18 protein-coding genes are annotated in these 19851 nt (G+C 62.5%); 5 read left to right on the top strand and 13 right to left on the bottom strand.

The features are described 5' to 3' along the window. Window positions 1-1248: an ABC transporter substrate-binding protein gene (locus KBB36_RS11660; protein WP_290980589.1), complete on the bottom strand. Its 1248-nt coding sequence runs from the start codon at window positions 1246-1248 to the stop codon at window positions 1-3. Between the two features lie 183 nt (window positions 1249-1431). Between KBB36_RS11660 and KBB36_RS11655 the strand changes: the two genes are divergently transcribed. The 5 genes from KBB36_RS11655 to KBB36_RS11635 are packed head-to-tail and all read left to right on the top strand — an operon-like array spanning window position 1432 to window position 6471. Next, window positions 1432-2091 (top strand): GntR family transcriptional regulator, encoded by a 660-nt coding sequence (locus KBB36_RS11655; protein ID WP_290980586.1) that lies wholly within the window; start codon window positions 1432-1434, stop codon window positions 2089-2091. A 58-nt stretch (window positions 2092-2149) separates the two neighbouring features. Continuing rightward, window positions 2150-2776 carry an SRPBCC family protein gene (locus KBB36_RS11650; RefSeq protein WP_290980583.1) on the top strand — a complete coding sequence of 209 codons (627 nt, stop codon included), beginning with the start codon at window positions 2150-2152 and terminating at the stop codon, window positions 2774-2776. Window positions 2777-2786: 10 nt separating this feature from the next. Then, complete coding sequence (locus KBB36_RS11645; protein ID WP_290980581.1) at window positions 2787-3662, top strand: FAD binding domain-containing protein; 876 nt, start codon at window positions 2787-2789, stop codon at window positions 3660-3662. After that, a complete protein-coding gene (locus KBB36_RS11640; protein ID WP_290980578.1) occupies window positions 3655-4149 on the top strand; it encodes a (2Fe-2S)-binding protein in 495 nt (164 codons plus the stop codon). The genes KBB36_RS11645 and KBB36_RS11640 overlap by 8 nt, the downstream gene beginning before the upstream one ends. A 3-nt stretch (window positions 4150-4152) precedes the next feature. Beyond that, window positions 4153-6471 carry a xanthine dehydrogenase family protein molybdopterin-binding subunit gene (locus KBB36_RS11635; protein WP_290980575.1) on the top strand — a complete coding sequence of 773 codons (2319 nt, stop codon included), beginning with the start codon at window positions 4153-4155 and terminating at the stop codon, window positions 6469-6471. Here KBB36_RS11635 and KBB36_RS11630 read toward each other — a convergent pair. From KBB36_RS11630 to KBB36_RS11575, 12 genes are all read right to left on the bottom strand, one after another. After that, on the bottom strand, window positions 6468-7319 hold the full coding sequence (locus KBB36_RS11630; protein WP_290980572.1) for a CoA ester lyase: 852 nt from the start codon (window positions 7317-7319) through the stop codon (window positions 6468-6470). The genes KBB36_RS11635 and KBB36_RS11630 overlap by 4 nt on opposite strands. 5 nt (window positions 7320-7324) lie before the next feature. Further along, entirely contained in the window at window positions 7325-7789 is a 465-nt protein-coding gene (locus tag KBB36_RS11625) for a MaoC family dehydratase (RefSeq protein ID WP_290980569.1), read from the bottom strand. Next, window positions 7789-9822 carry a biotin carboxylase N-terminal domain-containing protein gene (locus tag KBB36_RS11620; RefSeq protein ID WP_290980566.1) on the bottom strand — a complete coding sequence of 678 codons (2034 nt, stop codon included), beginning with the start codon at window positions 9820-9822 and terminating at the stop codon, window positions 7789-7791. Before KBB36_RS11620 ends, KBB36_RS11625 begins: the two co-directional genes overlap by 1 nt. Window positions 9823-9839: 17 nt before the next feature. Beyond that, window positions 9840-11441, bottom strand: a complete 1602-nt coding sequence (locus KBB36_RS11615) for a carboxyl transferase domain-containing protein (protein ID WP_290980563.1) — start codon at window positions 11439-11441, stop codon at window positions 9840-9842. A gap of 20 nt (window positions 11442-11461) precedes the next feature. Beyond that, window positions 11462-12688 carry a hypothetical protein gene (locus tag KBB36_RS11610; protein ID WP_290980560.1) on the bottom strand — a complete coding sequence of 409 codons (1227 nt, stop codon included), beginning with the start codon at window positions 12686-12688 and terminating at the stop codon, window positions 11462-11464. A gap of 5 nt (window positions 12689-12693) precedes the next feature. Next, a complete protein-coding gene (locus tag KBB36_RS11605) occupies window positions 12694-13491 on the bottom strand; it encodes an ABC transporter ATP-binding protein (protein WP_290980557.1) in 798 nt (265 codons plus the stop codon). Between the two features lie 36 nt (window positions 13492-13527). Continuing rightward, window positions 13528-14727: an ABC transporter substrate-binding protein gene (locus KBB36_RS11600; protein WP_290980554.1), complete on the bottom strand. Its 1200-nt coding sequence runs from the start codon at window positions 14725-14727 to the stop codon at window positions 13528-13530. Between the two features lie 50 nt (window positions 14728-14777). Next, window positions 14778-15830 carry a branched-chain amino acid ABC transporter permease gene (locus tag KBB36_RS11595; RefSeq protein ID WP_290980551.1) on the bottom strand — a complete coding sequence of 351 codons (1053 nt, stop codon included), beginning with the start codon at window positions 15828-15830 and terminating at the stop codon, window positions 14778-14780. Between the two features lie 3 nt (window positions 15831-15833). Beyond that, a complete protein-coding gene (locus KBB36_RS11590) occupies window positions 15834-16733 on the bottom strand; it encodes a branched-chain amino acid ABC transporter permease (RefSeq protein WP_290980548.1) in 900 nt (299 codons plus the stop codon). Then, the gene (locus KBB36_RS11585; protein WP_290980545.1) at window positions 16730-18691 is read right to left on the bottom strand and encodes an AMP-binding protein; all 1962 of its coding nucleotides are present in this window, start codon (window positions 18689-18691) and stop codon (window positions 16730-16732) included. Before KBB36_RS11585 ends, KBB36_RS11590 begins: the two co-directional genes overlap by 4 nt. Window positions 18692-18693: 2 nt before the next feature. Further along, window positions 18694-19428, bottom strand: a complete 735-nt coding sequence (locus tag KBB36_RS11580) for an ABC transporter ATP-binding protein (RefSeq protein WP_290980542.1) — start codon at window positions 19426-19428, stop codon at window positions 18694-18696. Window positions 19429-19475: 47 nt separating this feature from the next. Then, window positions 19476-19851: acyl-CoA dehydrogenase (locus KBB36_RS11575; protein ID WP_290980539.1), on the bottom strand; the 376-nt coding region annotated here is incomplete at its 5' end.

Genomic DNA, 19851 nt, shown 5'->3' with positions numbered 1-19851 from the left:
TCACTCAAGATTCTTCGCCGGCGGCCATTCGCGGGAATAAACCGGGTTGGCAAGGAAGGCAGCCGGATCGTAGCTCCAGAACTGGGTGGTTGCCGGATAGGTGTGGATCACCTTGTTGATCATGCCACTGCCGCCCTTCTCCACCTTGCGGATATAGGTGTTGAAGATCGGGTTGCCATACTGGTCAATCTTCACCGGGCCGAGTGGGGTTTCCGCCAGATCGAGGCTGCGCAAGGCCTTCATGAAGGCATCCTTGTCCTCCACCTTGCCCTGCACCTTCTCCATCGCCTTTTCCAGAAACATGCCCGAGAGATAGGCGCCCATGGTGTAATAACCCGGATCGGCCTTGTATTCGGCGCGCACCGCGCCGGCAAACTTGGCATTGGCCGGGGTTTCCAGCGCCGCGCTATACCAGCCCGAGGAGATCACGCCGAGCGCTTCATCGCCCATATTCTTGAGGATGCCTTCATCCACCGTGGTCATGTGGCCAAGCACCGGAATACGGCCCTTCATGCCGTATTCATTATACTGCTTCAGGAAGCGCAGGCCATTGGCGCCGGCAAAGCCGGCAAAAACCGCGTCCACCTTGGTATTGATCTGGGCGATATACGAGCCGTAATCGGCCACGTTGAGCGGCGGCCACAGCTTCTGCACCACCTTACCGCCATTCTCCTCGAACACGCGCTGGAAGCCGGCCGAGAGTTCATGGCCGAAAGCAAAATCATCGGCGATGATAGCGATGCGCTTGTAGCCGAGCGTCTTGGCGGCATAATCCGCCAAAGCATGGGCCGGCTGCGCCGAGGTGGACACCGCGCGCACAAACCACGGATTGAGCCGGCGCTGGGTCAGGTCTTCCGCTGCGGCTGAAGGCGAGATGATCGGCACCTGGGCCTGCTGAATGTAATCATTGATCGCCAGCGCCTCAAAAGCCGCCAGCGGGCCGATCACCACATGCACCTTGTTGCGCTCCACCAGTTCCTGGGTCTTGGAGCGGGTATTGGCCGGTACGCCGGCGGTATCAGCCACGATCAGCTCGATCTGGCGCCCGGCCAGGCGGTTGCCGCGTTCCTTGAGGAACAGCTTGATGCCTTCTTCCATCTGCCGGCCACCGGCCGCCAGAGCGCCGGAATTCACCGTCAGGAAGCCGACACGCACCGCTTCCTGCGCCTGCGCGGAAGTAGCGCCGCCAGCCAGGGCAGCAACAGACAGAGCCGCCAGGGCGGCAGCGAATGAGCGACGATGTAACATATTTCCTCCCACGGAATTTGTTATCTATTGATATATCAATAAGACGTGAAAAACGTCAACTGCTTTTCATGCTGTGTAACAAATTTTGACATTTACCGGCATTTTATCGCAGATTTTACCGCTTAAACCCCATCCATACAAAAACATGCTTGATCCATGATATATCACAGCTATAATAGCACCATGAATATTGAGACAACGCATCTTCGGCGCGAAGAGATATATCAGCGCCTGCGCGCAGAGATACTGGCCTGCCAGCTGGCGCCCGGCGCCAACCTGCATGAAGCCGAACTGGCCGAGCGCTTCGCCATCAGCAAATCGCCGATTCGTGATGCCCTGATGCGGCTGGAAGCCGAGCGCCTGGTACTGGTGGTGCCGCGCAAGGGCTATCGCGTGGCGCCGATCTCGGTTTCCGATGCACGCGACCTGTTCGGCCTGCGCATGGTGCTGGAACAGGCCTGTGCGCCGGATGTGGCGGCCAATGCCAGCGATGCCGATCTCAAAGCGCTGGATCGTTTCCGCAGCCTAGCGGCCTGGGGCAAGGGCGATTCTTTTGTGGATTACAATCGCGAATTCCATTGCGCGGTGATTGATCTCAGCAGCAACCGGCGCATCGCCGACACCGGCCGTTCGGTGATCGAGCAGTTTGACCGCCTGGTGGTGATGAGCATCTCCACCCTGGCCGAACGCAATGCCGAAGCCCTGATCGCCGAACATGCCGCGATCATCGATGCGTTGCAGGCGCGCGATGGCCGTCTGGCCGGCAAGCTGCTGCAAAAGCATATCGAATTCGGCGTCAAGCGGGTGCTGAAGGCGCTTGAGCAAGCCGCCGTGATTCCCTGAACCATTCGCCCGAGAGCTCCTGCCCTCCCGATTCCACGCCGTATCGTCTGGTAACGCCATGCAATTCGATGTTTCCTTTACTGTGCCGATGCCGCCCGAGCAGGCTTGGCCGCTGCTGCTGGATGTGCGCCGCATTGCGCCCTGCCTGCCGGGCGCCGAACTGACCGATGTGCTGGGGGAAAACCGCTACAAGGGCCGCGCACGGGTTAAAGTGGGGCCGATCGAACTGAGCTTTGCCGGCGAAGCGGAATTGCGCGATATCGACCACGCTGCCCGCACCGCCATGGTGGTGGCACGCGGCGCCGAGGGCAAAGGCCGCGGCAATGCCGCCGCCAATGTGCAGTTCAAGCTGGAACCCGATGCCGGCGGCACCAAGGTGATTGCGGTGACTGACCTGCAATTGGTTGGCGCGGTGGCGCAATATGGCCGTGGCGCCGGGCTGATCAAGGAAATCGCCAATCAATTGACCCAGCAATTCGCCCGCAACCTGCAAGCCGCCATCGCCGCCGAACAGCAGAATGCCGCGCCCTTGGTGGCCCGCGCCGAAGCTGACCCGGCAGCGGCAATCGCCGCACCATCAGCCATACCGGCAGCGATGCCGGCACCGCAGGCGGTTTCCGGCATAAGCCTGCTCTGGGCAGCCCTGCGTGCCATGCTGGCGCGCTGGTTTGGCCGCGCTGCCTGAGTCATCCGCCATGAAACCCGCCCCCTTCGCCTATCACGATCCGCGCAGCATCAACGACCTGATCGGCCTGCTGGGCCGCCTGGAGAATGCCAAGCTGCTGGCCGGCGGCCAGTCGCTGATGCCGATGCTGAACATGCGCTATGTGATCCCGGATCACCTCATCGACCTCAACCGCCTGCCCGATCTGCAAGCCGTGCAGCATGCCGATGGCAAGCTGCATATCGGCGCCATGACCCGGCAGCGCAGCCTGCAACGCGATGCACTGGTGCAGCAATATTGCCCGATCCTGGCCGAAGCCCTGGGCTGGGTGGGCCATATCCAGACCCGCAGCCGTGGCACCATCGGCGGCAGCTTGTGCCATCTTGATCCGGCCGCCGAACAGCCCGGCATCGTGGCTCTGTATGATGGCGAGCTAACCATCGCCGGGCCGGATGGCACGCGGCAGATGGCAATGCGCGACTGGGGCCTGGGCTTCATGATGCCCAATCTGGCCCCCGAAGAAGTGCTGACCCGGATCAGCCTGACACCCTGGAGCGAACCGCATGGCCATGGCTTTGTGGAATTCGCCCGCCGCCACGGCGATTTCGCCATTGTGGGCGCCGGCAGCCTGCTGGCGCTGGATGGCGCCGGGCTGATCAAACGTGCCGCCCTGGTGCTGGTGGGCGTGGATATCCAGCCGATGCGGCTGCACGATGCCGAGCAGGCCCTGATCGGCCAGCCAGCCGAAAGCGCCAGCTTTGCCGCCGCCGCCGCCCTGGCAAGCCAGGTTGAGGCTTTGTCCGACGCCCATATTTCCAGCAGCTATCGCCAGAAACTGGCCGGGGTGATGACCCGCCGTGCCCTGGAACTGGCCGCTGACCGCGCCCGAAAGGCCCGCCATGTCTGAGCTTATCGCCAATCGCCGCATCCGCGTCACCATCAATGGCGCGGTGTTTGAACGCGATGTGGAACCGCGCCAGCATCTGGCCGACTTCCTGCGCCACGAACTGAACCTCACCGGCACCCATATCGGCTGCGAGCATGGTGTTTGCGGTGCCTGCACGGTGATCGTGGATGGCGTGCCGGCACGCGCCTGCCTGATGCTGGCGGTGCAGACCGATGGCGCCGTGGTGGAAACCGTGGAAGGCCTGGCGGCAGGCGACGGCACATTGCATCCGCTACAGGCGGCATTTCAGCAGCATCATGGCCTGCAATGCGGCTTCTGCACCCCGGGCATGCTGATGACACTGAAAGCCCTGCTGCATGAGAATCCGGGCGCTGACGAAGCGGCAGTGCGCGATGCGATCTCGGGCAATATCTGCCGTTGCACCGGCTATCAGGGCATTGTTGATGCTGCGCTGGATGTGGCGGCGCAGTCGCGTGGAAAGGCTTGAACCATGGGTGTGCGCTATTTCGGCAGCAAGGTTCAGCGCCTGGAAGATCCGCGTCTGCTCACCGGGCGCGGCCGCTATGTGGATGACATACACCCGCCGCTTTGCCTTCAGGCCGCCTTTGTGCGCAGCATGCACGCCCATGCCCTGATCAAGAGCATTGATGCCGATGCCGCGCGCGGCATGCCTGGTGTGGTGGCGATCTACACCATGGCGGATTTCGCTGATCTGGCCCGGGGGCCGCTGCCACAGACCCTGCCGGCGCCGATCCTGAAGCAATCACACACCTATCATCCGTTGGCGCAGCACGAAGTCTGCCATGCCGGCGAAGCCATCGCCATCGTGCTGGCAGAAAGCCGCGCCCAGGCCGAAGATGCCGCCGCGCTGGTGCTGGTGGATTACGATCCCCTGCCGGTGCTGGCCGATTGCCGCCAGGCTCTGGCGCCTGACGCCGTGCTTGTGCATCGTGACGCCCCGGACAATCTGGTGGCCACAATGCGCGGCACATTTGGCGATACAGCGGCGGTCTTCTCCCAGGCGCCGCATGTTTTCCGCGAGCGCATCGAGATGCATCGCGGCGGCTGCCATGCCATGGAATGCCGTGGCGTGATTGCCAACGCCGATGCACTCAGCGGCCAGATAACGCTCTACACCTCCACGCAATCGCCCTATCTGGTGCGGCGTTTCCTGGCCGCCTATCTCGGCCGCGAGGAAAGTGATCTGCGCGTCATCGCCCCCGATGTGGGCGGCGGCTTTGGCCCCAAAGCTGCCTTCTATCCCGAGGAAGCCGCGCTGACCCTGGCGGCCTTGCGCTGTGGCCGACCGGTGAAATGGATTGAGGACCGGCGCGAGCATTTCTACGCCACCACGCAGCAGCGCGATCAATACTGGGATGTGGAAGTGGCCGCTGCCGCCGATGGCCGCCTGCTGGCGGTGCGCGGCACCTGCCTGCATGATAACGGCGCCTATGTGCCCTATGGCCTGGTGCTGCCCGCCACCACCATCGGCTCCTTCCCCGGCCCCTATGCCTTGCAGGCGCTGGATATCACGCTGCATGCGGTTTACACCAACATGGTGCCCAACACGCCGGTGCGCGGCGCCGGGCGGCCGAATGCCTGTTTCATCCTGGAGCGCCTGGCCGACCGCGTGGCCCGGGAACTGAAACTGCCGCCCGAGGAAGTGCGGCGCCGCAGCTTCGTGCATACCGAACAGATGCCATACACCACCGGCATGAAGGCGCGCGATGGCTCGCCCGTGCAATATGACAGCGGCGATTTCCACGCCACGCTGAATCTGGCGCTGGAAAAGATCGATGCTGCCGGCTTTGCCGCGCGCCAGGCCGCCGCCCGCGCCGAGGGCCGCTATATCGGCCTGGGCATCGCTTCCTGTGTTGAGGATACCGGCTTGGCGCCGTTTGAAGGCGCCACCGTGCGCGTATTGCCCACCGGCCGCGTACAGGTGCAGACCGGTGCCGCCAGCCAGGGCCAGGGTCATGCCACTGTGCTGGCGCAGATTTGCGCCGACATGCTGGGGGTGGCGCTGGATCAGGTCAGCGTTGAACAAGCCGATACTGGCAAGTTTCCGCTCGGCATTGGCACAATTGCCAGCCGCGTTGCCGTCACCGCCGGCTCATCCGTGCATGTCGCGGCACAGCAGGTGCGCGAGAAAGCCCTGCGTGTCGCCGCCGACATGCTGGAAGCCGCTGAGGTTGATCTGGAAATCGAACAGGGCGTTGTGCGGGTGAAGGGCGTGCCAGGCATGACCCTGCCGCTCGGCGCCATCGCCGGCAAGCTCAACGGCACGCCGGGCATCCCAACCCATAAGGGGCTGGAACCGGGCCTGAGCGCCACAGCTTATTTTGATGCCAAGCAGCTTACCTTCGCCAATGGCGCCAATGCCTGCGAAGTGGAAGTGGATATCGAAACCGGCGCGGTGCGTATCCTGCGCTATGTGGTGGCGCATGATTGCGGCCGGCTGATCAATCCGCAACTGGTGGATGGCCAGATCATCGGCGGTGTGGTGCATGGCATCGGCAATGCGTTGTTCGAGCGCATGGTCTATGACGAAAGCGGCCAGCCGCTGACCACCAATTACGGCGAATACCTGCTGCCGATCGCCACTGAAATGCCGCGTATTGAAATCCACCATCTGGAAAGCCCGGCACCCGGCAACCCGCTGGGTATCAAGGGCGCCGGCGAAGGTGGCACGATTCCGGCGGCGGCAGCGGTGATTGCGGCGGTGGAAAATGCATTGGCGCCGTTTAATGCACAGATCACCAAGCACCCGCTGGGCCCGGAAGACATCCTGGCCCTGCTGCCGGGTTAAGCCCGGCCAGCCAGGATGCGCCGCGCCTGCAACAGATGTGGGCGATCAATCATGCGGCCATCCAGCAAGGCCGCCCCGGAAGGCACGGCCTCGAAAGCTGCTACCACGCGCCGCGCCCAATCGCGTTCGGCATCGCTGTAGCTGAAGGCCTGATTGATGATCGGCACCTGCGCGGGATGAATCGCCGCCTTGGCCTCGAAGCCATCGCGCCGCGCCGCCAGTGCTTCGCGCCCCAGGCCATCAGCATCGCGGGTATCGGTATAAACCGCATCGATCGGAGTCACACCCGCGGCACGCGCCGCCAGCAGGCATAGATTGCGCGCCAGCGCGAACGGCCCAGTATAATGCCCCGCCGCATCGCGATTGGCAGATGCGCCCAATGCCGCCGCCAGATCCTCGGCGCCCCAGAGCAACCCGGCCAGGCGCGGGTGGCGCCAGGACGCCGCCGCCAATGACAAGGTACCCAGCGCGGTTTCGCTGCAAATCGCAATGATCCGGGTTCGGCCCGCCATGGCAGGTGTTTCCCAGGCTTCCAGCAAACGGCTCAGCTTTTCCACATCCTGCGGCCCATCCGGCTTGGGCAGCATAATACCGTCCGGCGCCGCCGGCAGCACATGGCGCAAATCCGCTTCAAACAGATCGCCATCCAGCGGATTGATGCGCACATAGATCGGCACCCCGCTAGCTGCACGCTGTCGCAACACTTCCGCCACCAGATCGCGCGCCGCCGCCTTGCCGGCCGGCTGCACCGAATCCTCCAGATCGAAGATCACGGCATCGGCACCACTTTGCGGCGCCTTGGCCAGCATCTTGGCCGAGCCCCCCGGGGCAAAAAGCAGCGACCGCATGGCGATCAGGCCGCCTGCTGCACCGGCCGCTTGCGCATCAGCGCCTGCCGCTCGCAGGTGGCCACCACCTCGTCATGCTGGTTCATGGTTTCGTGGAAAAAGGTGACAATGCCTTCCTTCTGGCGCGACTTGCTTTCGCGCTTGGCCTTCACCGTGGTGCGCACATGTACCGTGTCACCCTGGAACAGCGGCTTGGGAAACCGCACATCGCTCATGCCCAGATTAGCCAGCGTGGTCTTGAACGTGGTGTCGTTCACCGACATGCCAACCATCAGGCCCAGGGTGAACAGGCTGTTCACCAGCGGCTTGCCCCATTCCGACTGCGCCGAATAATGCGCATCGATATGCAGCGGCTGGGTATTCATGGTCAGCAGCGAAAACCACATATTGTCGGTCTCGGTGATGGTACGGGTCCATTCGTGATTGAACACCATGCCGATTTCAAATTCCTCAAAATACAATCCGGCCATCAGTCTGTCTCCTTTTGCTCGGTGATGTCTATTTCAATCAGCAATGCGCCTGCCGGCACGGTTTCGCCCACGGCATGGCGGATACTGGCCACCCGGCCCGAAGCCGGTGCGCTCAGCGTGTGGATCAGCTTCATCGCCTCCATCTGCATCACCACCATGCCGGCGGTGATGCTGTCGCCCACCGCCACATGAATCTGCGAGATCACGCCATGCAGCGGTGCGTTGACCCGGTTGCCGGCCAATGTTGCCGTATCGCTTTCGCGCACGGCCTCGCTTTTCAGCACCGGCCGGGCGCTAATGGCCAGCCCGGCGCGTGTGATGCCGATATTGTTGCCCTGACGCAGACAGGGCAGGGTTTCGGCCTGACCGGCCGGGCTGATGCAGATTGTGCCGGCTTCGGCATACACCACACCCAACTCCACCAGCTCGCCGTCCACCCGCGCCCGCACCTGGCCGCGCTGGAACAGCAGTTCGATTTCACAATCGCCATACTCATCGCTCTGCAACAGCGAAACACTGGCGGGCCGGGCAGCAGCCGTGAGCCGCAGCGGCCGACGTTGCAGCCAGGGGCTGACCCAGCCGGTAGCGGCCTGCTCCGGCACCTCCGGCAGCAGCCAGGCCAAGGCTGCGGCGGCGCGCAGCAGGCGCAATTCCTCCGGCTGTGGCGCCCAGCCCTGCGGAAAGGCAGTAGGAATGAAGCGTGTGGTGGCACGGCCCTCGGCGAAAAGCGGCTGCCGGATGGCATCGCGCAGAAAAGGCTGGGTCGTTGGCAGGCCCAGCAGCACCAGACGGCGCAGGCCATCCTGCAACTGCGCCAGGCAGCTTTCGCGGCTGCGGCCATGAGCGATCAGTTTGGCGAGTAGCGAATCATAATAAAGGCCAATCACCGAATGATCAGCCACGCCGCTATCAAAGCGCAATCCAACTGGTCCGGTCACGCGGGTAAGCTCGCCGGTCACCGGCTGAAAATCCAGATCGGCGCGTTCCGCCGTCAGCCGCGCCTCGATGGCATGGCCGTGGCATTTGATCTGCTCCTGGCGCAGCGGCAAAGCTTCGCCAGCGGCAGCGCGCAATTGCCATTCCACCAGATCAATGCCCGTGATTGCCTCGGTAACCGGATGCTCCACCTGAAGGCGGGTATTCATTTCCAGAAAATACGGCTGCTCGCCGCCAGCTTCCATGATGAATTCCACCGTGCCGGCGGAATCGTAGCCGATGGCGCGGCCCAGCCGCAAAGCGGCATCAAACAGCTTGGCGCGCACCGCTTCTGGCAGATTGGGCGCCGGCGCTTCTTCCAGCACTTTCTGGTTATTGCGTTGCACACTGCAATCACGCTCGAACAGATGCACCAGATTGCCCAGCCGGTCGCCGGCCAATTGCACTTCCAGATGGCGTGGCTCCAGGATCAGCTTTTCCAGCAGCACGCTGGCATCACCAAAAGCCGCCTGTGCTTCGCTGCGCGCGGCTGCCAGAGCCGAGGCAAAATCCTCGGCTCGATCCACCCGGCGCATGCCACGCCCGCCGCCGCCAGCCGAGGCCTTGATCAAAATCGGATAACCGATTGCCTGTGCGGCCTGGCTTAGTGTTGGCAGATCCTGCGCATCGCCATGATAACCCGGCACGGTCGGCACACCGGCTGCCTCGGCCAGCCGCTTGGCTTCGATCTTCGATCCCATGCTGGCCACGGCGGCCGGTGACGGGCCGACAAAGATCAGCCCTGCTGCCTCGCATGCCTTGGCGAAGGCGGCATTTTCGGAAAGAAAGCCGTAGCCGGGATGGATTGCATCGGCCTCCATCTGCTGCGCTGCGGCGATGATGGCCGGGATATTCAGGTAACTGTCGCGTGCCGGCGCAGCACCAATGCGGATTGCGGCATCCGCAGTGCGCACATGCGGCGCATCCTTGTCGGCATCGGAATAAACCGCGATGCCGCGCAGGCCAAGCCTGGAGCAGCTGCGTAGAACACGGATGGCGATTTCGCCACGATTGGCAACCAGTACGGAGCGGATCGGCCGGGGGGAAGCGGCAAACATCGGGGGCAAATCCTTCATCACATCCGGTAGACCGGGCGATTGCCGGTTTCCGGCGGTTGCATGGCGCCAATCGCCAGGCACAGTCCCAGCACATCGCGGGTATCCTGCGGCTCGATCAATCCGTCATCCCAGAGCCGTGCCGTGCAGTAATAGGGATTCGATTGCTCATCGAACATGCGCCGCAGCTTGGCTTCATAATTCGCCAGTTCTTCCGGCGTTGCCGGGTTGCGCGAAATACTGGAGCGGCGCAAATCCATCAGCACCGAACTGCCGACATCCGGGCTCATGGTGCCCAGCCGTGCATTCGGCCACATGAACATGAAGCGCGGGCGGAAACCCCGACCGCTCATGCCGTAATTGCCGGCACCATAGGAACCACCGGTGACTAGCGTGTAGCGCGGCACCCGGGCATTTGACACGGCGTAAACCAGCTTGGCCGAATTTTTGGCAATGCCGCCACGCTCGGCTTCCGACCCCACCATGAAGCCAGTGATGTTTTGCAGGAACAGAATCGGCGTGTTGCGTTGATCACAAAGCTCAATGAAATGTGCGCCTTTCAGCGCCGATTCCGAGAACAGCACACCGTTATTGGCCAGGATGCCGACCGGCAGGCCATGAATGCTGGCAAAGCCACAAATCAGCGTGCTGCCATAAAGCGGCTTGAATTCATGAAATTCGCTGCCATCCACCAGGCGCGCGATAATCTCGCGCTGATCAAACGGCCGGGTCAGGTCGGCGCCGACAATGCCGGGAATCTCCGCCGCATCAAAAAGCGGCGGCCGGCTTGGGCTGAGCGCGCCATGGGCCTGCTGCACCCGGTTAAGTGCGCCAACGATATCGCGCGTCTTGGCGATGGCTTCCCATTCGTCGCGAGCAAAATGGTCTGACACGCCGGAAACCGTGGAATGCATCTCGGCGCCGCCCAGACTGTCGCGGTCGATGATCTCCTTGATCGCCGCCTTGACGATCTGCGGCCCGCCCAGATGCACGCTGCTATTGCCGGCCGTCATCACGATCTCGTCGGACAGGGCCGGGATATAGGCGCCGCCTGCGGTGCATTCACCAAACACCGCTGCAATTTGCGGAATGCCGGCGGCCGACATGCGGCATTGCCGATAGAAGGCGCCGCCAAAATGATCCTGATCGGGAAACACTTCGTCGCCCTGGGCAAGATTGGCGCCACCGCAATCCACCAGATAGATCACCGGCAGGCGATTCTCGAAGGCGATATCCTGCGCCCGGATATGTTTGCGGATGGTTTCCTTGTAGAACGAGCCGCCTTTGGTGGTGGCATCATTGGCAATGATCATGCACACGGTGCCGCGAATTGTGCCAATGCCTGTCACCAGGCCGGCAGCCGGCACCTTGTTGTCGTAAAGCCCCCAGGCCGCCAGCGGCGACAATTCCAGGAATGGCGTCATCGGATCAACCAGCAGGTCAATGCGGTCGCGCGCCGGGATTTTGCCGCGTGTGCGATGGCGCTGCATCATATGCTCGCCGCCACCGGCCATGGCCCAGGCATACCGCTCGCGCAGGGTTTGCAGCAGGCCATCATAGATCGCCGCATTAGCCTTGAAGGTTTCGGCGTGAGGATCAACGGAACTGGTCAGGACGGCCATGGCAGGAACCACTCGTTTGACTAAGAGGAAACAACAGCGTGGCGCGCATCACAGAGCGGCGGCGCATCGCCAAAAGCACCGGCATCGGCCAGCAATTCGACATGATCGAGTTGCAGTCGCGTTACGCCGGGAAAAGCTGCGCGCAATTGCGCCGCCACAATAGTGGCATCGACATCGGCTGTGGGTAGAATGCGTGCGGTGATTTCATCCCGGCTGCCGGGCCGTTTCACCACCAGCGCCAGCCGCGCCAGGCCGGGCACCAGGGCCGGCAGCCGGTCAACATGGCTTGGATAGATAAAAATCTCGCGTGCCTTCACGGCCTGGCCAACGCGGCCCTGCAACGGCGCAATCCGCACCGCGCCGCCATCGGCTGCCAGTTCCAGCGCAGTGGAAACATCGCCGGTGCCAAAGCGGATCATCGGCCAGCCCCGGCTCAGCGTGGTGACCACGATTTCGCCCGCCTGACCCGGGGCCAGCGGCTGGCCGCTTTCCGGATCGCAAATCTGCACATAACGCTCGGGATGGATGTGGTAGTCACTGCTGCCGGGCCGCTCATAGCCGATCAGGCCAAAATCCGCCGTGCCGTAACAGGACCAGGTCTGAATGCCATAACAGCTTTCCAGATGCCGACGCTTCGTTGACCAGTCTCCGAATTCGCCGCCCAGGAAGGCATGGCGCAGCTTCCAGGCCGCCGGCAGTGAATGGCCCTTTTGCTCCAGCCGCTCGATCACGGTTTGGAAAAAAGCCGTGCTGCCGAGGAAGGCCGTCACCGGCAGGCTGAGCAGGATATCGGCCTGCAAATCGCTGGCCCCGGTGCCACCCGGCACCACAGCGGCGCCAACGGCACGCAAGCCACGATCAAACAGCAGACCCGCCGGCACCAGGTGGTAAGACCAGGTATTGAGCGCCAGATCGCCGGGGCCAAGACCGGCAGCGGCAAACATCATATCCATGCCATGGCCGCCCTTATCCTCGGCCAGCGAAGGCTCGAAAATCGGCCCCGGCGACACATAAACATGGGCGATTTCCTCCGGCCGGCAGGCCAGGAAGCCGGCAAAAGGCGGCTCGGCCTGCTGCATCGCCAGCAGCGTCTCCTTCTTCAGCACGGCCAGGCGATTGAGCGCCACCGCATCCTGCAATTGCTCAGGCAGCAGGCCGGCAACCTCGAAGCGGCGGCGCAAGGCTGGCGCCAGCGTCACTGCTTCGGCATAGAGGCCGCGCATGCGGGCAAAACGATCCGGCGCCATCGCGTTCATCCCAGCCACCGCTTGCGGCGGCGGTAATGCTTCACATCACGGAAATTGCGCCGGCCCTCGGCCAGCGACAGGCCAAGATAGAATTCCTGTACATCCTGATTCTGCTCAAGCTGGGCGCGCGTGCCGTGTAACACAATGCGGCCACCATCCATCACATAGCCATAATCGCATTGCCGGATGGCGGCGCGGGCATTCTGCTCCACCAGCAGAACCGTCATCCCCTCTTCCCGGTTGATGCGGCCGATCACCTCAAAAAGCTGCTCAACCAGCATCGGCGCCAGCCCCATGGAAGGTTCGTCCAGGATCAGAACCTTGGGCTGCGCCAGCAGGGCGCGGCCGATTAGCAGCATCTGCATCTCGCCGCCGGAGAGATAGCCAGCCACACGCGGCAGCAATTCAGGCAGGCGCGGGAAATAGTTGTAGACCTTCTCCAGATCGCGCTTCACCGTGCGCTGATCGGTGCGACGATGCGCGCCGATACGCAGATTCTGCTCCACCGTCAGATGCTCCAGCACCTTGCGGCCTTCCAGCACCTGCACAATGCCACGGCTGAAAATATCGATCGGATCGCCATTGGTAATATTCTGGCCATCCAGCTTGATCTCGCCGGCTGTGACATGCCCCAGATCGGCATGCAGCAGGCCGGAAATAGCCCGCAATGTGGTGGTTTTGCCGGCCCCGTTCGAACCAAGCAAAACCACCATCTTGCCATCCGGCACTTCCAGATTGGCGCTGCGCAGCACCTGGATGACGCCGCCATAGACGACATCAACATTGGTCAGGGTCAATCCCATGGCGCCATCTCCCAGGTTTTGCGCAGCGTCATCGGCCTACCACTTCTCCAGGGCAGGAACCGCAAGCCATTCATTGCCCAGCGGTGTGATCTTGCCATCCACCACAACCTGCGCCTTGGCCTTGATCGCGCCAATCGGGAAGGGTGCGGTGTCGTCGAAATCAAGATCAGGCAGCACGCCGAGCAATTCGGTTTCGGTGAACTTGTTGGCCAGCAGCGCGTCATACATCGCCTGGCCGGTCACCTTGTCCTTGCCCACCTTGGCCACGGCCTTTTCCAGCACGCGCAAAGCCAGCAAGGCCTGCGCCGCCGATTGCGTGGTGATGATGCCCCATTGGCCGTTGCCGGTCTTGTTGGCTTCATACACATCGCGCAACGGCAGCTTGGCCTGATTGTCTGGCGCAAACGAGAAGGCCGAATATGAGCCATTCAGCTTCTTCAGATCGAAGCCCTTGGCCACTTCGGTCAAACCGTTATGGGTAGAGGCAATCAACGGCACCTTGAGATTCAATTCCTCCAGCGCCGCCGCCGTGGCGGTAACCTGCGCCGTGGTGCCGCCAACCAGGATCACATCCGGCTTCTTCTCCATCATCGCACGGATATTGCTGGTCATCGTCACCGGGCTGGTGGCAACCCATTGCGTATCCACCACCTCGAACCGATCCGGATAGGTGGCGGCGAGTTTTTCCACACCCTTGACCTGGTCGACAAAGCCGGCGGCGGTCTGCGTGCTGACCGCGCCAATACGCAACTTGCTGCCCTGTTTCTTCTGTAGGCTATCGAGCAGACCAGCAAATTCATGGCTGTAGGTGGGGCGGATCGAAAAATGCCAGCCCTGCGGCTTCCACACCAGGCCCACCATGGCGGTGCCGATCAGCATCGGCACCTTGTCATTCGGCAGCCGGGTCATCAGCGTGGTCAGATCGGGCGAACCGAAGCCAAGATGCATGATCGGCTGGTCGCGCGACAGGATGCTGGGCCAGGTGCGCGCAATCACCGCCGAATCATAGCGCATGTCGTAGATCTTGATATTGACCTTCACATCAAGCTTGCGGCCAACTTCCTTGTTCCACCAGGCCGTCACCGTTTCGATGCCCGACATGGCATTGGGCATCACATCGGCGAACGGGCCGCTGAAATCTGCCGAGGCCGACATGGTATATTCCGCCGACCAGGCCGGGGCCGAAACCGCCGCCAGCATCAATGCTGCCGCGGCCATACTGGCTTTGAGTGTCATCCTACCCTCCCATTATCGGGCTCTAGGCCCATTGTTGTGCCATGGCCGGCTTACTGACGCGGGAATGGCCATAGCTGAAACGCGGTACGCAGCACCGACCAACGATGCGCGAGCCCGCGCGGTTCGAAGATCAGAGCCAACAGAATGCAGGCGCCGAGCACGATATTGGTGGCAGCGAAGATGGTGCCGCCGATGGCATGCGACTGGCCGCGCATGACCAGCGTGGCAATTTCGTGCAGGCTTTCCTGGAAGATGGTGATGAACAGCACGCCGAGGATGGCGCCCACCGGGCTATGCACGCCGCCGACGATCAGCATGCCGAGATACCAGACCGAGGCGAACAGCGTGAAACTCTCGATCGTGACATATTGCAGGAACCAGGCGGTGCAGGCGCCGGCCACGCCGGCAAACAGCGAGCCGGTGAAAAACGCCATGATCTTGTAGCGCAGCACCGGAATGCCCATCACTTCGGCGGCCACATCATTGTCTCGCACCGCCATGAGAGCGCGGCCGAAGCGGCTGCGATGCAGATTGAAAGCGGCATAGGTGGCCAGCAGCACCAGCACCAGGGTGAAATAATAGAATTGCTTCGGCGAGGCGATGCTATAGCCACCGATGGAAAGCGGCGCCACCGGCATGCCGACCAAGCCGCCGAGCCATTCCTGCGGCAGACCGAGGATGACAATGGGAAACAGCACCTGGGCCGCCAGCGTGGTGAGCGCCAGATAGAAGCCTTTCACCCGCGCCGCAGGCAGGGCGAACAATACGCTGATCGCGCCAGTAGCCAATGCGCTGAGCGGGATCACCGCCCAGAAAGGCAGGCCCATACTGCCAAATTTGGCAGCGGCAAAAGCGCCAATGCCGACAAAGGCCGATTGCGCGATATTGATCTGCCCGGCCATGCCCACCGTGACATGCAGGCCATAAACCGCAATCAGGGTGATGAACATCTGCGTGGCGATGCCGACCAGATATGGCCCGGAAAGCAGCGGCGCCAGCGCCAGGAAAGCAACCAGCAGGGCCACGCCAAGCTTGGCCCGGCCGGTCTTGAGCAGACCCGCTTCGGCGGAATAGGAGCTGAATTGAATGCCGGTGGGCAGCATGGCTTAGAGCCTCTCGATCTTTTTCCAGCCGAACAGGCCTTGGGGTCGCAGCAGCAGCACACCGATCATCACGCCGAAGGGCAGCACGTTGGAGGCCACGCCATTGGTGAGCGGGTCGAGATAGGCCATCGCCAGCGCTTCGCCGATGCCAATCAGGATGCCGGCCAGCGGCGCGCCGCGGATCGATTCCAAGCCGCCGAGCAAAGCCACCGGCAGCGCCTTGAAGCCGATGGCCGCTACTTCCAGCGACACGATGCGGCCGGACAGGAAGACAATGGCGCCGAAAGTGGCCACCACTGTGCCGAGAATCCACGCCACCGCGATGGCGCCACGCACCGAAACACCGAGCGACAAGGCCGTGTTGTGATCCTCGGCCACCGCCGCGAGACGCAGGCCACGGCGCGACCGGGTGAAGAAAAGATGCAGCGCGATGGTGAGCAATACCGTGAAGATGGCGCCGATCAGCAGCTTGGTGGAAAGCAGGAAAGGGCCGAATTGCAACGCGCCGCCGGGCAGCAGGGCCGGGAATGGCCGTGTCTCGGCGGTCCACACCAGTTGCGCCGTACCGCGCAGCATCACCAGCAAGGCGATGCTGGCCATGAAGATGGCAAAGGCCGGCTGGCCGATCAGCGGACGGAAAACCAGCCGTTCCAGCAGCAGGCCAAATAGCACGCAGGCGCCGATGGTAATCAGCAGGCCAACCCAGAGCGGGATGTCCAGGCCAAGTTGTTTGACCCCGAGCGTGAAGGTCCACAGGAACAACGCGCCAAAGACCAACACCTCGCCCTGCGACAGATTGACGATCTTGGAAGCGCGATAGATCACTACAAACGAAATCGCTACCAGGCCATAGACCAGGCCGACCAGCGTGCCATCGATCAGCACTTGAAAAAACTTGATCATGCGCCCGCCCCCACTTGATTGATGGCAACCCGGGCGCGTAGCCGGCTGGTGCTGCCATCCTGGTATTTGACCTGAATCTCGGCATCGCAATGCGCATGGCCGGCATAAAGCGCCTCGATCATGTCGCTGTAGCGTTCATGGATCATTTCGCGGCGCAGCTTGCGCGAGCGGGTCAGTTCCGCTTCGTCGGCATCCAGTTCCTTGGGCAAGGTGGCAAAACTGGCAACACGGGCGCCCGGCTCCACCAGGCGATTGACACCGGCAATCACCTTGCCGATTTCGGCGCGGATCGCCGGCAACTGGCTCAATTCGGTGAAGGTGCCATAGGCCAGGCCGTTGATTTCGGCAAACCGCCCGGCAATCTCGCTGTCGATATTCACCAGTGCGGTGACAAAATCGCAATTGGCATCGCCGATCACAATGGCGTCACGGATCATCGACGAGGCGCGCAAATGGTTTTCGATAAATTGCGGCGGATAGGCCTGGCCGCTGCGCAGCCGGCGCATATCCTTCACCCGGTCGAGGAAGATCAACTGGCCTTGCTCATCAAGCCGCACGGCATCGCCGGTGGCATAACCATCCGCTGCCTGGCCAAGTTCCAGCGTCGCGACTGCATTTTTGAGATAACCCGAGAAGGCCGGCAGCCGCAGGCGCAACTGCCCGCTTTCATCAATCCAGGCTTCCATCGGTTCGGCAATGCTAGGATCGGACGGCATCAACTCGCCCATGGTTTCCGGCCGATAGGCGGCACCACGGCGATGCGCCGAAACCAAGCCTAATTCGGTGGACCCATAGAGATTGCCCAGCGGCACGCCGAAGGCATGGAAACGGGTGAACAATTCCGCGGATAAGCCGGAACCGCCACTAAGCACCCCACGCGCCGCAGACAGGCCGAGCAGATCACGCACGCCGCGCAGGATCAGCAGGTCTGCCAGCGGTGCCAGCAATTTGCGCGTGACAAAGCCGGCATCAGGCAGGTTGCGCTTGCGGCCGATGCCGGCGCCCCAGGCAAACAGCGCCCGGCGCGGCCGGCCTGCATCCATCATGCGGGCTTCCACGCTGGAAGCCAACATTTCCCATTGCCGGGGCGTGAACATGAGATATTCCGGCCCCACTTCGCGCAGGTCGGATTGCACGGTTTCCGGCTTCTCGGCGTAATGCAGCACCATCGGCGCCAGCATGGCCAGGCCAACGCCAAAATACTGCTCGGCGGCCCAGGCTGGCGAGATGTAGGACAGATAGCGTGCGCCAGGTTCCACCCCCAGCGAGCCCATCAGGCGATAGGCATTATCCAGGATGAAGCCATGCGACAGCATGGCGCCCTTGGGCCGGCCTGTGGTGCCAGAGGTATAACAATACACCGCCACGTCATCCTGGCGGCCGAGCGCGATCTCGGCTTCCAGCCAGGCATCATCCCGATAACTTGCGCCAAGCTCAAACAGGCTTTGCATCGGCGCCAGCGTCACAGCTTCGGCCGGCGCCTTGTAATCCCACAAACCACGGCCATCAACATGGAACACGGCGCGGATTGCCTTTGCGCGCGGAATGATCTCAAAAATCTTGTCGATCTGCTCCTGATCCTCACCCACCACCATGGCGGCTTCGGCATGTTCCAGCAGGAAACCGAGTTCATCCACCGAGGCATCGGGATAGGCTGATACAGTGCGCGCCCCCAGGCAGAGCGCGGCAAGCTGGAGCAGGAACTGCTCCTCCATATTCTCGGTCACCAGCGCAAGCACATCGCCACGCTTGAGGCCAACCGCCGCCAGGCCACGGGCGCAGAGCCGCACCTGGCGGTAGACTTCGCGCCAATCATGCTGGCGCCAGATGCCGGCACGTTTGCTGCGGATTGCCGGCTTGTCGGCAAAGGCTTGAGCGCGGTCGCGCAGCAATTGCGGCAAGGTGCGGCCATTGGCGGTGCGCTGATCGGGAACCGGGTTGGCGCGGAAGCTCTGCATCGCTATTCGCTCCCGAGATAGGCGGCAATCACCGCCGGATTGCGGCGGATCTCTGCCGGCGCGCCATGGGCGATGACACGGCCAAAATCAATCACCGTGACGGAGTCGGAAATATCCATCACCACTTCCATGTCATGCTCCACCAGCACCACCGGAATGCCGCGCGCATCGCGGATATCGAGGATGTAGCGCGCCAGGTCGCCCTTCTCTTCCGGGTTCATGCCGGCCATCGGCTCGTCCATGATCAGGATTTTCGGATCCAGTGCGATGGCGCGGCCAAGATCAACCCGCTTGCGCAGGCCGTAGCTGAGATCGCCCACCACGGCATGGCGCAATTCCTCCAGTTCAAGGAATTCGATGATCTCCTCGGCCTTGGCGGCGAAGGCTTCTTCCTCGCGCCGCGTGGCGCCCCAGTAGCACAATGCGCCGAGCAGGCCGGTGCGCATGCGGTTGTGAAAGCCGGTGAGGATATTCTCGCGGGCCGTCATGCTGGGATACGTCTGGATGCCCTGGAAGGTGCGGCCGATGCCGATGGCGGCGCGCCGGTTGGGCGCCAGCGCGGTGATGTCGTCACCACAAAAGCGCACCGCGCCGGTTTGCGGCCGGTAGAAGCCCGACAGGCAATTCAGCAGGCTGGATTTCCCGGCGCCATTCGGCCCGATGATGGCGTGAATCTCGCCCGGCAGCACGCGGATGGAGACCTGTTTCAAGGCCTCCACCGCGCCGAAGCGGAGCATCAGGTCCTGTGCCTCCAGGACCGGTCGGGCATCGGGAGCGGGCAGCATCAGGAGAAGCTGACGTCCAGGCCGCATTCGCGGGCGATCAGCAGCTTCTGAATCTGCGAGCTGCCATCGCCGATGGTGCAGACGCGGTTATCACGCATGTAGCGCGAAACCGGGCAATCATCCATGAAACCCCAGCCGCCATGAATCTGCACCGCCAGATTGGCGCATTTTGAACCGGCTTCGGTGGCGTGGTATTTCGCCATCGACAGGTCCATCAGATTGTGATGGCCGTTATCCACGCCCCAGGCAGCGCGATAAGTGATAAGGCGTGCGCTATCCACCAGCAGCGCCATTTCGGCAACCATTTCCTGGATCATCTGCAAGCGGCCAATCGGGCCACCAAAAGCGCGCCGTGTTTGCGCATAACGGATCGAA

Origin of the sequence: Ferrovibrio sp. (assembly GCF_017994015.1) — a bacterium.
Classification (GTDB): domain Bacteria; phylum Pseudomonadota; class Alphaproteobacteria; order Ferrovibrionales; family Ferrovibrionaceae; genus Ferrovibrio.
This window is presented reverse-complemented; position numbering and strand designations above follow the sequence as displayed.

Excerpts from the sequence above, each read along its gene's own strand:
- KBB36_RS11585 (WP_290980545.1), bottom strand. The coding sequence starts at position 18,691 with ATGCAGAGCTTCCGCGCCAACCCGGTTCCCGATCAGCGCACCGCCAAT.
- KBB36_RS11580 (WP_290980542.1), bottom strand. The coding sequence starts at position 19,428 with ATGCTCCGCTTCGGCGCGGTGGAGGCCTTGAAACAGGTCTCCATCCGC.
- KBB36_RS11640 (WP_290980578.1), top strand. The coding sequence starts at position 3,655 with ATGTCTGAGCTTATCGCCAATCGCCGCATCCGCGTCACCATCAATGGC.
- KBB36_RS11625 (WP_290980569.1), bottom strand. The coding sequence starts at position 7,789 with ATGGCCGGATTGTATTTTGAGGAATTTGAAATCGGCATGGTGTTCAAT.
- KBB36_RS11630 (WP_290980572.1), bottom strand. The coding sequence starts at position 7,319 with ATGCGGTCGCTGCTTTTTGCCCCGGGGGGCTCGGCCAAGATGCTGGCC.
- KBB36_RS11615 (WP_290980563.1), bottom strand. The coding sequence starts at position 11,441 with ATGGCCGTCCTGACCAGTTCCGTTGATCCTCACGCCGAAACCTTCAAG.
- KBB36_RS11620 (WP_290980566.1), bottom strand. The coding sequence starts at position 9,822 with ATGTTTGCCGCTTCCCCCCGGCCGATCCGCTCCGTACTGGTTGCCAAT.
- KBB36_RS11605 (WP_290980557.1), bottom strand. The coding sequence starts at position 13,491 with ATGGGATTGACCCTGACCAATGTTGATGTCGTCTATGGCGGCGTCATC.
- KBB36_RS11635 (WP_290980575.1), top strand. The coding sequence starts at position 4,153 with ATGGGTGTGCGCTATTTCGGCAGCAAGGTTCAGCGCCTGGAAGATCCG.
- KBB36_RS11655 (WP_290980586.1), top strand. The coding sequence starts at position 1,432 with ATGAATATTGAGACAACGCATCTTCGGCGCGAAGAGATATATCAGCGC.
- KBB36_RS11660 (WP_290980589.1), bottom strand. The coding sequence starts at position 1,248 with ATGTTACATCGTCGCTCATTCGCTGCCGCCCTGGCGGCTCTGTCTGTT.
- KBB36_RS11650 (WP_290980583.1), top strand. The coding sequence starts at position 2,150 with ATGCAATTCGATGTTTCCTTTACTGTGCCGATGCCGCCCGAGCAGGCT.
- KBB36_RS11645 (WP_290980581.1), top strand. The coding sequence starts at position 2,787 with ATGAAACCCGCCCCCTTCGCCTATCACGATCCGCGCAGCATCAACGAC.
- KBB36_RS11595 (WP_290980551.1), bottom strand. The coding sequence starts at position 15,830 with ATGCTGCCCACCGGCATTCAATTCAGCTCCTATTCCGCCGAAGCGGGT.
- KBB36_RS11590 (WP_290980548.1), bottom strand. The coding sequence starts at position 16,733 with ATGATCAAGTTTTTTCAAGTGCTGATCGATGGCACGCTGGTCGGCCTG.
- KBB36_RS11600 (WP_290980554.1), bottom strand. The coding sequence starts at position 14,727 with ATGACACTCAAAGCCAGTATGGCCGCGGCAGCATTGATGCTGGCGGCG.
- KBB36_RS11610 (WP_290980560.1), bottom strand. The coding sequence starts at position 12,688 with ATGGCGCCGGATCGTTTTGCCCGCATGCGCGGCCTCTATGCCGAAGCA.